This is a genomic window from Futiania mangrovi, from assembly GCF_024158125.1.
Lineage (GTDB): Bacteria > Pseudomonadota > Alphaproteobacteria > Futianiales > Futianiaceae > Futiania > Futiania mangrovi.
Map to the genome: position 1 here is coordinate 1,184,315 of NZ_JAMZFT010000001.1, position 15,400 is coordinate 1,199,714.

Sequence of the window (15,400 nt, forward strand, 5' to 3'; positions counted from 1 at the left end):
TCCACCTACTCTGCCGGATGCGGCCCCGTCACGCCGGCTCCCTTTCCGGCAGCCGTCTTGCCAGACGAGAAGCGGCGCGCTGCAGGCGCCGACTCCGTACCCACTTCCTTCGCAACGATGTTGCGCAGGATGACGGACATCACGATCAGAACCAGGTAACCGTCGTAATAGGCCATGCTGAGCGCGGCGCCGCCGACCGCGAAGCCAACCATGGAGATCTGCATCGTTCGTGCGAAATCCTGTGCCCACAGCAGATCGACCCGGTCCCTCGTTTGCCTGATAACCCAGACTGCTTGCCGCCATCCGAGATACATCATGAACAGATAGAGTGCGAGCCCGACATACCCGTGATCGCCCAACACCTGAAAGTAGATGGAGTGGGCCGCCTTGGGGTCGTACCTGCCATCGCCGTAGCGCGCCGAGATGTGCGGCTGCTGCGTCGCGCTGAAGCCGCCCCCGACGAGCGGGCGCTCGTTCGCGATGCTGATCGCCATGTTCCAGGCGTGCAGTCGGCCGGCAAAGGACTTGTCATCCTTCATCGTCTCGATCGACTCCATCCGCTCCTTCCACTCGTCCGGGACGAAATTGTAGGCCGGGATGGCGAGCACCAGGACCAGCGCAGCGGTGAGCACCTTCTGCCGGGTCTTGAGCCACAGGAATCCGCCCATGGCGACCAGCGCGATGAAGCCGCCACGCGAATAACTCGTGATGACGGCGAAGACTCCAAGCGCGATCACGCCATAGATGACGATTCGCACCCATTGCGTGCGGCTGTAGCGCGCGAGGTAGTAGAGCACCGGCATGATCATGACCATCGCCAGCGACAGGTGGTTCCGGTCCCCGATCATCGAGCCCTGCGGGCCGAAGTCCGCGGTGCCGAGGTTCCGCCCGCCTGCCAGGATCCCGGCGACGCCGTTCCGGGCGCAGTAATAGCCGATCGAGATGGCGAGCACCCACATGAGGGCGATGAGCCGTGTCCGCGTATTCACGATCAGGAGCACGGCGATCAGGTACACGAACACCTTGATCGGGATGTGCATGAAATAGACCCATGCGGATGCGAAATCGAGCGCCGTCAGCGTCGTGACCACCGTCCAGAGTCCGAACGCGACCAGGGCGGCCACGGTCCAGCTCATCGGCACTTTCTTGGCGTCGGGCGAGATCAGCCACCCGGCAAAGGTCGCGATCACGATCAGCTGGTTGAAAGGGATGTCGTAGGCCAGGCCGAACGTCTCCCGGTGCGGGTTCATCACCGCGAACCACGTCCACACGAGAATGCCGATCTGCGGTCTGAGAAAACAGAGCGGCAGCAGTCCGAGAAAACCGAAGATAAGCACCAGATCGCGCATCGGACCGTTTTCCTGTTGCCGGCACCACAAGGAGGTTCCCCGCCAGTCGGCGCAGGGTACCATCCCGTGTTCAGACCTCGCATATTCTGTGCGACGGCCCAAGATTTTGTTAATGCTGACGTCGCACGATGCATCCGAAAGGCGCCAGCGCGCCGCGTCCGACCCTCACGCTCCGGAGTTTGCTCATGCTTGGCGGCCTGCTTCTGGTGTTGGCGATCGCCGCGATCTACATCGTCTGCTTCTGGCTGATCGCCAATGAAGGCAAGCCGGACGAAGGCGCACACGGCATCCTTGCGCTGCGCACCGGGGCAGAGGTTCAGGCCCGGAAGGAGAAGCGAAAACCGCGAAAGAGGGGCCGCGCCGCGCGCCAGTCGCAAGCGGCAAAGCCATGAGCGTACCGATGCAGCTCCTGCGGATCCTGTCGGTAACGACCCTCTACCCGAACGCGGCGATGCCGTCGCACGGCGTGTTCGTCGAGAACCGACTGCGTCATCTGGTCGCCTCGGGCGAAGTGGACCTGCGTGTCATCGCGCCCGTTCCCTGGTTTCCCTTCGGATCGGAGATGTTCGGCGCCTACGCGCGCTTCGCCTCTGTTCCCCACGCGGAGGTCCGGCACGGGATTTCCGTCACGCACCCGCGCTATCCCGTCATTCCCAAGGTCGGCATGACCGCCGCGCCCTATCTGCTCGCCCGCACGATGGAACGCGCGATCCGCGCCGACATTGCACGAAACGGCGACGTCGACCTGATCGACGCCCACTACTATTACCCAGATGGCGTTGCAGCGGCCTGGGTGGCCGGACGCCTCGGCAAGCCAGTGGTCATCACGGCGCGCGGCACCGACATCAACCTGATCCCGCAGTATCCCCGGCAGCGCCGCATGGTGCTCGATGCGGCTGCCGCAGCCGATGCCTCCATCACGGTGTGCAGGGCGCTCAAGGACGAACTCGTCGCCCTCGGCGCCGAGGCGGGCAAGATCCATGTCCTGCGCAATGGCGTAGACCTGGACATGTTCCGCCCGCGCGGCCGGGACGCCGCACGTGCCCGCCACAGCCTGACACGCCCCACGGTCGTCTCGGTCGGCGGCCTGATCGAGCGCAAGGGACATCACCTGATCGTCGAGGCGATGAAGGAGGTGGCGGGCGCAGACCTGCTCATCGCAGGCGACGGCGAGATGCGCGGCGCGCTCGAGACGCAGATCGCGCGCCTCGGCCTCGGCGACCGGGTGCGTCTGCTCGGCCGGGTGAACCACGCCGACCTTGCCGAACTCTATTCCGCGGCGGACCTCATGGTACTGGCGTCGAGCCGCGAGGGCTGGGCGAACGTGCTGCTGGAGTCGATGGCCTGCGGTACCCCGGTTGCGGCGACCCGGATCTGGGGCACGCCGGAGGTGGTGCAGACCGAGGCCGTCGGCACCCTGATCGAGGAGCGCACACCGGCCGCGATCGCCAACGCGATCCGCCGGATGCTTGCCGCCCCCCGCGACAGGGCCGCGGTGCGCGCCTATGCGGAAAGGTTTTCCTGGGACGAGACCACGGCCGGGCAGCTTGCGCTCTTCCGGGAGATTCTTGCCCGCCGCGCCGCGCTCAAGACCGCGGCCTGAACCGGTCGCGCAAGCCCTTCGCGGCCCGCTCCAGCCAGAAGACGAGCCGGCGCCGCTGCAGTGTCAGCGAGACCAGCGGCGCCGCCTCCTGGCCCAGTTGCGTCTTGTAGCGGTTCTCCCCCGCCATGAAGTCATAGACGTGTGCGCCCCGTTCCAGATGGTCCGCCGCGCACATCGCATGGGTGACGAGACCGGGCTTGAGCTTTGCGTCGTCCTCGTAGCGCAGACCGCTCAGGTAGAAATAGACCCGCCCGTCACGCACGAAATTGTAGAGATAGCCGATCTCGTGCTCTCCCGCTCGCACCCGCACGACCTCCGCCTCGCCGGCCGGCATCGCCCGCGCGATCAGCGCCCGATGCATCTCCAGGTAGTGCGGATGGGCGAAGGCGCCGGGCTTGCCGCGCGCCTGCCAATAGGGCTGATGCAGGGCACCCAGCCGTTCGAAGAAGTCGAGCGCCTCGGCTACCGTGCCGGCCCGGGTCAGGGCAAGGGGTCCGTTGCGTTCCTCGTAAAGCCGCATCGACCGGCGGATCTGGTGGCGTGTGTTGCGCGACATCGTCTCCAGCACGCCGCCGGCCGCGCGTGCTGCATCCAGGTCCATCTCGGCGGACGCCGCATCGAGACGTTGCCAGACCCCGAGCCCTAGCCCTTCCAGCCGCGCGGCAAAGTCCGGCGGCGCGTTGCGCACGTAAAGCTCGTCCCAGAGACGGCCGCGCGCATCCATCAGCGCGGCGAGCGCGGCGTCCTCAGCCTCTTGCGCACAGTCCGGATGGCACAGGATCCGATTGTATTCCAGGGTCACGACATCCCGCGCGGGATCGCCCGTCTCGTTGAGAAAGAGCGTCCGGCTGCGCACGAACTTGCGGCGGACGGCGGTTCTCAGCTCGAAGCAGGCAAGCCCCACGGTCTCTTCCCCCCGCGTAACTTCGACCGTCCAGGGCGCCACGGCCAGCGTGTCGAGCCAGGTGCCGATCCACGTCCAGGAAAGAAAGAACGCAGGCCGCGCCGCCGCTTCCAGGTGCTTCCATTGAACCGAGAGCCGGCCACGGTCGCGCAAGGGCTCGATGCGCACACTCAATCCATGGGTGTTCGAGTGCATTGTGGATCACCTTCCGGCTGCGCCAATCACAACCATACAACGGTCATCTTTGTCCGGTCCTGTACCGGTTCGGGGCATGCACGAGGGACTTTACGTACCGCGGGCGCCGTTCCCGGCTGGCACGGTTCTTGTTACACGTTCGGCGTCGGGCGTTTGACGCCAAACCATGAGTATGAGGAAAATCCTTGCCGGTTTCCGGCAAAAACTGGTTAACGCGCGGGCTTGCATGGGAAACTTTAACGTTTTGATGCGACACAGGACGTTCTGGCACAGCTTGTGCGTGGAGCGGACAGCGGCTCAAGGGCCTGCGCAGTCCATCGGCTGAGAAGGGTGAAGATATGATGCGGCTCCCCGGACTTCTGAAATCGGTCGTTCTCACGATCGTTCTGGCGCTTGGCCTTTCGGCGTGCGCAACTTCGAACAATCCGCCAGCGCCGCGCGAAGCGGTGGCGCCTACTGCGTCACCTGACTATGTCCTGGGCCCGCTCGACCAGATCCAAGTCTTCGTCTGGCGCTCGCCCGAGCTCTCTTCCCAGGTTCCGGTGCGTCCCGATGGCCGCATCTCCCTTCCGCTGATCGAGGACATGCAGGCAGCCGGCAAGACGCCGACGCAGCTTGCACGCGACATCGAGGAAGCGCTGAAGGTCTATGTCCAGAACCCGATCGTCACGGTCATCGTGGACAATTTCCAGGGCGCGCTGAACCAGCAGGTCCGCGTCGTGGGCCAGGCGGCGCAGCCGCAGGCCATTCCCTTCCGTGCGGGCATGACGGTGCTCGACGTGGTCATCGCGACCGGCGGCCTCACCGAATTCGCCGATGGCAACCGGGCCGTGATCGTCCGCTACACGGGCGATACGGAACAGGCCTACAACGTCCGCCTCGACGACCTCATCCGCTACGGCGACATCAAGGCGAACGTGCCGATGCTGCCGGGCGACGTGCTGATCATTCCCGAGGCATGGCTCTAGGACACGTGCAGCGGGCGGCCCCGGCCTTGCCGGGCCGCCTGCCGCGCGTTCCTGCGCAACCGCGACAGCGCATACGACTTGCTTGAGGAGTTGACCCCGTGGGCGGCGACATTCGTTATCTCATCAATTTCTATCTGACGGAGTTCTGGAAGCGCCGTTGGATCATCGTCGGCGTTGCCTGGATCGTGGGTCTGCTCGGCGCCCTGATGGTGATGTCGGTCCCTGACCGCTTCGAATCCAAGGCGCAGCTCTACGTCGACACCGAGGCCCTGCTGCTGCAGGTGCTCAAGAACGACGCGGCGACGTTCGACACCGAACGCCAGATCGAGAATGTCCGCCAACTCATGTACTCGCGACCGAACCTGGAGCGCGTCATCAAGAACACCGACCTCGACCTGACTGTGAACGACCAGGTCGGCATGGAGCGTCTTGTAGCGAATCTGCAGGAGCGTCTGCAGGTGCTGCGCGTCGGCCGCGACCTCTATTCGGTCAGCTACGCGACCAACAACGCCAGCGTTGCGCAGCGCGTCGTGCAGGAAGTGCTCAACAGTTTCATCGAACAGAACCTGATCCTCGAGCAGACGGGTACGGACAAGAGCCGCACCTTCCTTGCCAGCGACCTGCAGCAGATCGAGAAGGATCTCGAGCAAGCCGAAACCAAGCTGACGGAGTTCCGCTCGCAGAACGTGGAGATCCTGTCGGACACGAGCTCCCTTCTGAGCCGCATGCGCGAGGCAGAATCGACCATCGACCAGGCGCGGATCGAGCGGTCGCTGCTCGAGGCGCGGCGCGACCAGCTGGCGGTGAGCCTCGCCAACACTCCGCAGTCGCTCACCAGCGGCGGTTTCGTCTCGGCGCAGGCGCAGCAGCTGGCAGAACTTCGCTCCCAGCGTGCCCAACTCCTGCAGCGTTTCACGCCGAACCACCCGGATGTGCAGGCGATCGAACAGCAGATCCGCGGGCTGGAGCAGTCCGGCGTGCGCACTGGTGGCGGCGGCCGTACATCCCAGCCGAACCCGGTCTATGTTCAGCTTCAGGATCAGCTCCAGTCTGTCGAACTGCAGCTCGCCCAGCTTGACGAGCGCGTCCGCCAGGCGCAGCGCACCGAGACAACCCTGCGCGACACGCTGGAGCGGCAGCCGGCCGTGCAGCAGCAGCTTGGCCAGCTGCAGACGACCTACCAGCAGCTCTACGACGAATACCGCAAGCGGCGTCAGGACCTGAGCGTCATCGAGATGACCGAGGCGCTGAAGACGCGGACGACGCTCGTCGACTACCGCGTGATCGAGCCGCCGATCGAGCCGGTCACCCCGGTCGGGCCGAACCGCCTGCTGATGTTCCTTGGCGTGCTGTTCGCGTCCGTCGGTGCGGGCCTCGCAGTGGCCTTCCTCCGGATCCAGATGTCGGACAATTTCCCGACACTGATGCACCTGCGCAACGCCTTCGAGATGCCGATCCTGGGCAGCGTGTCGATGATCCGCCCCGCCCGGTCCATGGCCCAGCGCCTGACCAGCCTGGCCGTGTGGGGCGCGAGCGCGGCCGCTCTCGTCGCGATCTTCGGCGGGCTGATATACCTCTATCACTTCCAGCTTTACCGCCCGAACCTGACGGGGATCTCGGACCAGCTCTACTTCATGTTCCGCTCGGCCATCTGACGGACAGCCTGGAACGACCGCTTCGGAGAACGAAACCATGAGTCTCATCGACCGCGTCGCGAAGAAGTACGGCGAAGGCAAGGAGAAGGGTTCGCTTGTCGAGCGGACCGTCGACAAGGCCGCGCCCGACTCCGCGAGGACGCGCGCCGCCAAGCCGGCAAAACCGATCGGCGCGCCGCCGGCCGCAATGCCCGTGGCCGAGACGCCGGCGGCACCGGCCAAGCAAAGCTCGGAGTTCGTGCTCGACTTCACACGGCTGCGCGAGGGCGGGTTCATCACCCCCTACAACCGCCGCTCCCGCGTGTCCGAGGAGTTCCGCCTCATCAAGCGGCGCCTGATGCAGCGCATGGCGCTGAACCGCGAGGGCGGCCAGGTGCGCGCCCGCAACCGCGAGCACGTGATCCTCGTCACGAGCGCGCGGCCCGGCGAAGGCAAGAGCTTCAACGCCGTCAACCTGGCTCTGTCGATCGTGCTCGACGAAGGCTTCAACGTTCTCCTCGTCGACGCCGACGTGGCGCGCCCGTCCCTCAGCAAGCTGTTCAACGTCAACGCCCCGCGCGGCCTGACGGACTTGCTGGGCCAGAACCCGCCGGACATGGCCGACGTCCTGCTCCGGGAGCGCAATCATCCGCTGAGCTTCCTGCCGGCCGGCACCGCCGTGGCTTCTGCGACCGACCTGTTCGGCAGCCCGCGGATGAACGCACTTATGGACGACATCGCAGACCGCTACACCGACCGGATTATCATCTTCGACGGTCCCCCGCTGCTCGCCAGCACGGAGCCTGTGGTGCTCGCCCAGCACGTGGGACAGATCGTGTTTGTGGTCGATTCAGACCGCACGTCGCGCAATGCAGTGGAGTCCGCGCTCGATCTCCTCGACCGGCACGACAACGTGAATCTTGTGCTGAACAAGGCTTCGGCGCAGGGTAATACTGATCAGTTCGGGTCGTACTACGACGCCTACAACCGCGGGGACGCTGCCTGAGCGCAGCGCGGGGACGGCGCCGTCAATGGGGGAGTGAATGTCGTGAAGCGTGCCGTAGCCCTGGTCACCGCCAGCACCGTCGCCGGAGTTGCCGTCGCCACTGCGCGGCCGTTGGAGATCACGCCCTATGTCGGCGCGGAGGTCACCATCTCGGACAACATCGACCTGGCGCCCAGCGGCCAGGAGGACAGCGCGATCGTCACCACGGCCTATGGCGGGTTCGAGGCGCTCTACGACAGCCCGCGCTTCCGGGGCGGCGGCGTTCTGGAGCTTGCGGGCGACGTCTACCACGGGCGCGACAATGGCAAGAAATTCGATGGCTTGCGCCTGAACACGAATGCATTCGGCACGGCGGAAATCATCCCTAACCGGGTCTATGTGGACATGTCCGGCTATTGGCGGGACGTGCTGATCAATTCGGACGGGCGCATCTCGCTAAACCCGGTGGCGGGCGCTGGCGAGCGCACGGGCGTCGGCAACATCACGATCTCGCCCTCGTATCGCCAGCCGCTCGGGTCCAACCTGATCGGCGAGGTGCGGACGACGCACTCGCTGACCGGCGGCGCATCCGGCGACATCTCGACCGAGGTACGGAACGCCGCGCGGGCCTCGCTCGGCACGACACGGCCGTTCGGCCGGTTCGGCTTCGAAAGCTTCGCCGAGTACAGCAACACTGATTCGGACGAGACGGGAGACGTCAACGACCTGGAGCGGATGACCGCCCAGTTCACCGGCAGCTACGAATTGTCGCCCCGCTTCGCCCTGCTCGGCCGCGTCGGGTACGACGAGATCGACAGCGCCGGTTTCACCGAGGAAATGAGCGGCTTCAGCTATGGTGGCGGCTTCCGGGCGCGGCCGACGCCGCGCTCCTCAGTCGAGGTCATCGTGGGCGAGCGCTACAACGAGCTGAATGTGGAGGCGGACGCCCGTTACCAGCTTACCGACCGCATCACGGCGGGCGTGCGCTATTACCAGGACGTTGCGACCAGCTCCTACTCGGAAACGGAGCTGTTCCAGGCACGCTTCCTCCAATCGTTCGGCATCTTCGGCACGCCGACCGAGAGCCAGCTTGCCTTCGCCCAGCAGGAGGTCGCCCTGCTGCAGGCTGCAGGCTTCCTCAGCACCGGCAGTACGAACCGCGTCTATCGCTCGACTGTCCTCAGCGGCTATCTCAGCGGGCAGTTCAACACCAACCTGGTCTATCTGAACGTCTTCGGGCAGGAGCGCGACTTCGACATCCTGCAGCCGGGCGATCCGTCGATCGACGACCAGAGCATCAATTTCGTCGCGGGCTGGGAGAAGCAGTTCTCCCCGCGGCTTACCGGGACGGCGGAAGCGACCTATCGTTATTATACGGGGGACAACCCTGTAACCTCCGACAGCGATACGTACGGTCTCCGGCTGGTGGCCGACTATCAGCTCACCCCCAATGTCGACATCTACGGCGGCCTGATCCACACGACCCGTCAGGCCACGTTCAACGCGGACGAGTACCGCGAGAACGCGGCCCTGTTCGGTGCACGGGCCCGCTTCTGAGCCTCAGGGAACCTGCCCACGATGTTTGAAGAGTACTACGGCTTCACCTCCTCCCCCTTCCGGCTCACGCCGGATCACCGGTTCTTCTACGGGTCGGAAGGGCACAAGAAGGCGATGTCGTATCTCAAGTACGGCCTCTACCAGGGTGAAGGGTTCATCGTCATCACCGGCGACGTGGGCACCGGCAAGTCGACGCTGGTCAGCCAGCTTTTCGCGGAACTCAACGCCGACGAGATCGTCGCCGCACAGATCGGCACGACCCATATCGACGCCGAGGATGCGGTGCGCATGATCGTGCGCGCCTTCAAGATCAAGACCGAGGGGAGCGACAAGGCCTCGCAGCTGACCGCGCTCGAGGACTTCCTGCAGGAGCAGTATCACGCGGGCCGCCGCGTGCTTCTGGTGGTGGACGAGGCTCAGAACCTGCCCGCGCGGACGCTGGAAGAGCTGCGCATGCTCTCCAACTTCAACGTCAACGGGGAGTCGCTGTTCCAGATCTTCCTCGTCGGCCAGCCGCAGTTCCTGCGCTACCTGGCGAACCCCGATCTCGTGCAGCTTCAGCAGCGTGTCATCGCATCCTACAAGCTGAAGCCGCTCTCGCCTGCCGAATGCCGCGCCTATATCGAGCACCGGCTGCTGCTGGCGGGCTGGACCGGCGTGCCCGATCTGACCGACGGCGCCCTCAACGCGATCTACCGCGAGACGAAGGGCGTGCCGCGGCGCATCAACACTCTGTGCAACCGCGTTCTGCTCTACGGCGCGCTCGAGGAGCTGTCGACCATCGACGAAGCCGCGGTGAACGAGGTCGTCAAGGACCTGCAGGGGGAGGTTCATGCCGCCCCGCAGACCCACATCGACCCTGCCGCGGACATGGACCCGCATGCCCCGCGCCCGGGCGAAAGCGCTGCCGCGCGGCCCGGTCCCCAGATGCAGGATCCGCGCGACAAGGTCTTCGACGACACGCCGGTCTATGGCGATCCGGAGCCGATCAACCCGGATGCAGCCGCCCCCGCCCTGCAAGCGGCCGCAGCAGCGCCCAACACCGAACTCATGCGCCGCATCGACCGGATCGAGACCGCGCTGCTGGCCCACGACCGCGCGCTGCGCGAACTGATCGACACTGCGGCAAGCTACCTCTCGACCTGGCAGGGCAAGGATTCCGAAAGCGGCGCCCCGGCCCTCGATACCGCGCAGACGGCGCTGGAAGAAGAGGCTGCGCCCGCGCTCAGCACCGGCGGCGACGACGATGGTGCGGCGCCGCCGCTGGCGTTCAAGCGGAACATCGTCTGACGCCGCACCGCACCCGATCGGGAGAACGAACGTGTCAGCATCGCCGAAACCCGGGGTCCCGCTCAGCGCGATGACCGTGGACGTGGAGGACTACTACCAGGTTTCCGCCTTCGAGGGCGTGGTTGATCCGGCCGACTGGGACAGCCTGCCGTCGCGTGTCGAGACCAACACGGAGCGTCTGCTCGATTTCTTCGGCGACCATGACGTCCGGATCACCTTCTTCACGCTCGGCATGATTGCGCAGCGGTTTCCCCGCCTGATTGCCCGCATGGCGGCGGAAGGCCACGAGATTGCGAGCCACGGCTGGTCGCACGTCCGGATCTTCCACCAGGATCGTGCCGCCTTTGCCGAGGATGTGCGCAAGACCAAAGCCACCCTCGAGGATGCAGCAGGCGTCGAGGTGCGCGGTTACCGGGCTGCCAGCTTCTCGCTGACCAAGGCAACGCCCTGGGCCTACGAGGTGCTTGCGGAGGCTGGCTATGCCTATTCCTCCAGCGTCAACCCGATCTCGCACGACCTCTACGACAACGCCCACCTGCCCCGGACCCCGTTCCGGGAGCCGACGGCGAACATGCTGGAGATCCCGGTCACGACCGCGCTCGTCAAGGGCCGGCGCAAGGCTTGCGGAGGCGGCGGCTTCTTCCGGATCCTGCCCTATGGCATGTTCACACGGCGCCTTCGAAGCGTGGTGCAAGACGAGAATATCCCAGCGGTTTTCTACTTTCACCCGTGGGAGATCGACCCCGATCAGCCGCGCATCGCCGGCGCGCCGCTGAAGTCGCGCATTCGTCACTACACCAATCTTTCACGCATGGAAGGCAAACTCGACCGCCTCATGCGCGAGTTCCGCTGGGGCCGGATGGATGCGGCCTTTCAGACGGACGCCTCCGCCCTGCTGGCCGCCGAATAGGACGGGAGATTCCATGTCCGCGATGCCGAAGCCCTTCACGGCCGAGGCCCGTGCCCCTCAACCGCCCGCCGATGCGGAGCGGGTGCCGGTGACCGTGGCGCCGCTTGCCGCGGACCGGGAGGCGGCGTGGGACACCTTCGTCGAAGCCCATGCCGAAGGCACGATCTTCCACCTGTCGCGCTGGCGCGAGGTGTTCTCGCAGGCATTCGGCTACGAGACCCACCTGCTCGCCGCGACGCGGGGCGAGGCGATTGCGGGCGTGCTGCCGCTGGTCCACGTCAAGACGCCATTGTTCGGCAACGCGCTCATCTCCCTGGGTTTCTACGTCTATGGCGGGATCCTGGCCACCGACAGCGAGGCCCGCACAGCGCTCGCCGAGGCCGCGGCGGCACTGGGCGGGCGGCTCGGCGTCGATTATGTCGAGTTGCGCCACCGCGAGCCGCTCCTCTCCGGATGGCACACGAAGGCGGAGACCTACGCGACCTTCATCGCGGACCTTCCCGCCGACGAGGATGCAAATCTCAAGATGATCCCGCGCAAGAAGCGCGCGGACGTGCGTAAGGGCATCGCGAACGAGAAGCTGACCGTGGATGCCGACGCGCCCGTCGAGGCGTTCTTCCACTGCTACGCGACGAGCCTGCGCAACCTCGGGACGCCGGTCCAGTCCCTGCGCTACTACCGCACGATCAAGGAGGTCTTCGGCGACCGCGTCGAGGTCTCGACCGTCAACGGCCCGGACGGCCCCGTGTGCGGCCTGCTCAGCTTCTTCTGGCGCGATACGGTCCTTCCCTATTTCGGCGGCGCGCTGCCCGAGGCGCGGGCGCTGCATGCCTATGACTACATGTACTGGGCGCTGATGCGGCGCGCGGCGGCGCGCGGCTGCACGCGCTTCGACTTCGGCCGCTCCAAGACCGGGACCGGGGCTTACGACTACAAGACCTATTGGGGCTTCCAGCCGCAGCCTCTGCACTACCAGTACCATCTTGTGAAGGCACAGGACCTGCCCGACGTGAACCCGAACAACCCGAAATATCGCCTGATGGTGCAGGCCTGGCAGAAGCTGCCGCTCTGGCTCGCCAACACCGCCGGTCCCTTCGTCGCGCGGCAACTGGGATGAACGGGGCCGGCGACTTCGGCGGCGAGATCCTGTTTCTCGCCCACCGCATCCCCTACCCGCCCAACAAGGGCGAGAAGATCCGTGCCTGGAACATGATCCGGCACCTTGCGCGGCTCGCGCCGATCCACATCGGTGCGCCGGTCGACGATCCCGCAGACATCGAGCACCGCGCGGCGGTCGAGGCCGTCGCGGCGAGTGCCTGCCTGCCGCAGGTCGACCCGCGCGTCCGCAAGCTCCGCGCAAGCCTCGGCCTCTTCACAGGCGAGCCACTGACGCTCCCCTATTTCCGCAACCGCACGCTCAAGCACTGGGCAGACACGGTGCGCGCGAACCGCAAGATCGTGCTGGAGGTCGTCTATTCCTCGGGCGCCATAACCTATTGCACGCCGGAACCGCGCCCCGGTACGGCGCGGCTTGTCGATTTCGTCGACCTCGACAGCGACAAGTGGCGCCAGTACGCGCGCACGGCGGGCCTGGCAGGCCGCATCGTCTACGGGCGCGAGGCGCAGACGCTCGCGGCGGAGGAGGTGCGCATCGCACGCTCGGCGCATGCGAGCACCTTCGTGTCGGAGCAGGAGGCCGCCCTCTTCCGCGCCGCCGCACCGGAGCTTGCCGACACCATCCACGCGGTCGGAAACGGCGTCGACATCGACTATTTCTCGCCCGCGCACAGTTTCGACAGCCCCTTCGCCGCCGCCCCGCACATCGTCTTCACGGGCGCGATGGACTATTGGGCGAACGTGGATGCGGTGCTCTGGTTCGCCAACGACATCCTGCCGCGCATCCGCGAGGAGGTGCCGCAGGCGGTGTTCGTCGTGGTGGGCTCCAACCCCGCGCCGGAAGTGTGCGCGCTTGCCGATCGCCCGGACGTGCTGGTGACGGGGCGCGTGCCTGACGTGCGCCCCTATGTCGCCTTCGCCGACGTCTGCGTCGCACCGATGCGCATCGCGCGCGGCATCCAGAACAAGGTGCTCGAGGGCATGGCCATGGGCCGGGCCGTCGTCACGACCTCCATGGGGTTCGAGGGGATAGACGCCACGCCGGGCGAAGACCTGGTCGTGGCCGACGGGGCCGACGCGATCGCGGACGAGGTCGTGCGCCTTTTGGGCGACCCTGCGGCGCGCGGCCAGCTTGGCGATGCGGCGCGCAGCCGCGCCGTGGAATCCTTCGGCTGGGACGCACGTCTCGCCGATCTCGACCGCGTGATCGGCCTTGCGCGCGGCCGCGCGGGGCATGATCTGATGCAAGGGGCCGGCCGGCCTCTCGAAGCAGCCGCAGAGGGACAGACGACATGACTGCCGCCACCCTGCCGGACGATACGATGGCCCGGGACGACGACCTGCGCGCCGCCTGGCGGCGGGCACTGATCACGCTCGGCATCCTTGTCGCCGCGGTGCTTGCGCTGAGCGTGCCTGTCGTCGAGAGCCTGCTCAATGTCTGGTGGAACACCGCCACCTACAACCACTGCTTCCTCGTCGTCCCGATCGCGGCGTTCCTCGTGTGGCTGCGGCGCGAGCGGGTTGCCCCCCTGCGCCCGCGGGTGGAGCCGCTGGCACTCGTGCCGGTCGCCGGGGCGGGTGTCACGCTCATGCTGGGGGAGCTTGCCGACATCAACATCGTCCAGCATTTCGCCCTGGTCGGCCTGATCGTCAGCCTGGCGATCTTCACGCTCGGCCGCGAGGTGGTGTGGGAACTGAAGTTCCCGCTGTTCTTCCTGTTCTTCCTCGTCCCCGTGGGCGACCAGGCCGTGCCGTTCCTGCAGGACATCACCGCGCACTTCGCAGTGTGGCTGCTGCGCGCCATCGACATCCCGATTTTCCACGACGGCATCATGATCGAAACGCCGACCGGCCTCTTCGAGGTGGCCGAGGCGTGCGCCGGCATCCGCTTCCTGATCGCCAATGTGGTGATCGCGGTGCTGTTCGCGCACCTGGCCTACGACCGCTGGTGGAAGATGGCGGTCTTCATCGGGCTCGGTATCCTCATCCCGATCGTCGCGAACGGCATCCGCGCGTTCGGCATCATCTACATCGCCTACATGACCGACAACGAATACGCCGTCGGCGTCGACCACATCGTCTACGGCTGGGGTTTCTTCGCCGCGATCATGCTGATCCTGCTGTTCATCGGAAACCTCTTCGCCGACCGCCGGCCCGGCGACATGCCGAACACGCCTGCGTGGCGCATGGCGTCGGCCCCGCGTGCGGTCACCCCGCTGCTGGCGGGCATTGCAGCACTCGCCGCGCTCGCCGCGCCGGCGTTTGCAAGCTACAAGCTCAACCGCGACTTCTCCGCGCACACGACGCCGCCCCTGACGGCAATCTCCTCGCCCGCGCCGGGCTGGACCATGACCGCGAACCCGGACATCGCCTGGTCGCCGGAATTCGAGAGTGCGGACGCCAACTACCTATTCCGCTTCGAGAAGGAGGGTGCCGCCCCCGTCGACCTGTTCATCGCCTGGTACACGCATCAGCGTCATGGGGCGAAGGTCGTCTATTTCGCCAACACGTTCGAGCAGCATCCCCGCTGGGTACGGCTGGAAACGCGCGGGGTCCGCCTTGACACGGGCGCCAGCGGCCTGCCCGCCTCCGTCCGCACGGACCGCATCGGCGGGATCCGCCCGCCGCAACGCCTGGTCGCCTCCTGGTACTGGGTGGACGGGCGCTTCTCGTCCGGTGCGCTCGACGCCAAGCTCGACCAGCTGCGCGCCAACCTGACGGGCGGAGAGGATGCAGCCGCGGTGATCGCCCTGTCGGCTCCACTGGAGTTCGAGCGCGAGGAAGCCCTCGCGGCCATCGAGGCATTCCTCGCAGACGCCCAGCCCCTGGACGCCTGGCTCGCCACGCTGGCCGCCGCCGCGCGTCCCTCCGGCACGAACTGAGGGCAAG

At 66.3% G+C, this 15,400-nt stretch carries 13 protein-coding genes; 11 read left to right on the top strand and 2 right to left on the bottom strand.

Annotated features, from left to right (window positions below):
* Positions 1 to 5: 5 nt before the first annotated feature.
* Entirely contained in the window at positions 6 to 1,349 is a 1,344-nt protein-coding gene (locus tag NJQ99_RS05665; RefSeq protein ID WP_269331816.1) for a putative O-glycosylation ligase, exosortase A system-associated, read from the bottom strand.
* A 185-nt stretch (positions 1,350 to 1,534) separates the two neighbouring features.
* Between NJQ99_RS05665 and NJQ99_RS05670 the strand changes: the two genes are divergently transcribed.
* Together NJQ99_RS05670 and NJQ99_RS05675 are read left to right on the top strand one after the other, a co-directional pair.
* Positions 1,535 to 1,741 carry a hypothetical protein gene (locus NJQ99_RS05670; RefSeq protein WP_269331817.1) on the top strand — a complete coding sequence of 69 codons (207 nt, stop codon included), beginning with the start codon at positions 1,535 to 1,537 and terminating at the stop codon, positions 1,739 to 1,741.
* On the top strand, positions 1,738 to 2,952 hold the full coding sequence (locus NJQ99_RS05675; protein ID WP_269331818.1) for a glycosyltransferase family 4 protein: 1,215 nt from the start codon (positions 1,738 to 1,740) through the stop codon (positions 2,950 to 2,952). Before NJQ99_RS05670 ends, NJQ99_RS05675 begins: the two co-directional genes overlap by 4 nt.
* On the opposite strand, the gene NJQ99_RS05680 is transcribed toward NJQ99_RS05675, so the two are convergent.
* A complete protein-coding gene (locus tag NJQ99_RS05680; RefSeq protein WP_269331819.1) occupies positions 2,936 to 4,051 on the bottom strand; it encodes a GNAT family N-acetyltransferase in 1,116 nt (371 codons plus the stop codon). The genes NJQ99_RS05675 and NJQ99_RS05680 overlap by 17 nt on opposite strands.
* Before the next feature lie 338 nt (positions 4,052 to 4,389).
* Between NJQ99_RS05680 and NJQ99_RS05685 the strand changes: the two genes are divergently transcribed.
* The 9 genes from NJQ99_RS05685 to xrtA all read left to right on the top strand — a co-directional run bounded on the left by NJQ99_RS05685 (position 4,390) and on the right by xrtA (position 15,393).
* Positions 4,390 to 5,019 (top strand): XrtA/PEP-CTERM system exopolysaccharide export protein, encoded by a 630-nt coding sequence (locus NJQ99_RS05685; protein WP_269331820.1) that lies wholly within the window; start codon positions 4,390 to 4,392, stop codon positions 5,017 to 5,019.
* A 98-nt stretch (positions 5,020 to 5,117) separates the two neighbouring features.
* Positions 5,118 to 6,674 (top strand): XrtA system polysaccharide chain length determinant, encoded by a 1,557-nt coding sequence (locus NJQ99_RS05690; RefSeq protein WP_269331821.1) that lies wholly within the window; start codon positions 5,118 to 5,120, stop codon positions 6,672 to 6,674.
* Positions 6,675 to 6,711: 37 nt separating this feature from the next.
* A complete protein-coding gene (locus tag NJQ99_RS05695; protein ID WP_269331822.1) occupies positions 6,712 to 7,659 on the top strand; it encodes a P-loop NTPase in 948 nt (315 codons plus the stop codon).
* Between the two features lie 42 nt (positions 7,660 to 7,701).
* Positions 7,702 to 9,195 carry a TIGR03016 family PEP-CTERM system-associated outer membrane protein gene (locus NJQ99_RS05700; RefSeq protein ID WP_269331823.1) on the top strand — a complete coding sequence of 498 codons (1,494 nt, stop codon included), beginning with the start codon at positions 7,702 to 7,704 and terminating at the stop codon, positions 9,193 to 9,195.
* Between the two features lie 21 nt (positions 9,196 to 9,216).
* A complete protein-coding gene (locus NJQ99_RS05705) occupies positions 9,217 to 10,485 on the top strand; it encodes an XrtA/PEP-CTERM system-associated ATPase (RefSeq protein WP_269331824.1) in 1,269 nt (422 codons plus the stop codon).
* Between the two features lie 31 nt (positions 10,486 to 10,516).
* Complete coding sequence (locus NJQ99_RS05710; protein WP_269331825.1) at positions 10,517 to 11,395, top strand: XrtA system polysaccharide deacetylase; 879 nt, start codon at positions 10,517 to 10,519, stop codon at positions 11,393 to 11,395.
* A 13-nt stretch (positions 11,396 to 11,408) separates the two neighbouring features.
* Positions 11,409 to 12,512 carry a FemAB family XrtA/PEP-CTERM system-associated protein gene (locus NJQ99_RS05715; protein ID WP_269331826.1) on the top strand — a complete coding sequence of 368 codons (1,104 nt, stop codon included), beginning with the start codon at positions 11,409 to 11,411 and terminating at the stop codon, positions 12,510 to 12,512.
* Complete coding sequence (locus tag NJQ99_RS05720; RefSeq protein WP_269331827.1) at positions 12,509 to 13,807, top strand: TIGR03087 family PEP-CTERM/XrtA system glycosyltransferase; 1,299 nt, start codon at positions 12,509 to 12,511, stop codon at positions 13,805 to 13,807. The genes NJQ99_RS05715 and NJQ99_RS05720 overlap by 4 nt, the downstream gene beginning before the upstream one ends.
* On the top strand, positions 13,804 to 15,393 hold the full coding sequence (gene xrtA, locus NJQ99_RS05725) for an exosortase A (RefSeq protein WP_269331828.1): 1,590 nt from the start codon (positions 13,804 to 13,806) through the stop codon (positions 15,391 to 15,393). The genes NJQ99_RS05720 and xrtA overlap by 4 nt, the downstream gene beginning before the upstream one ends.
* Positions 15,394 to 15,400: the final 7 nt, after the last annotated feature.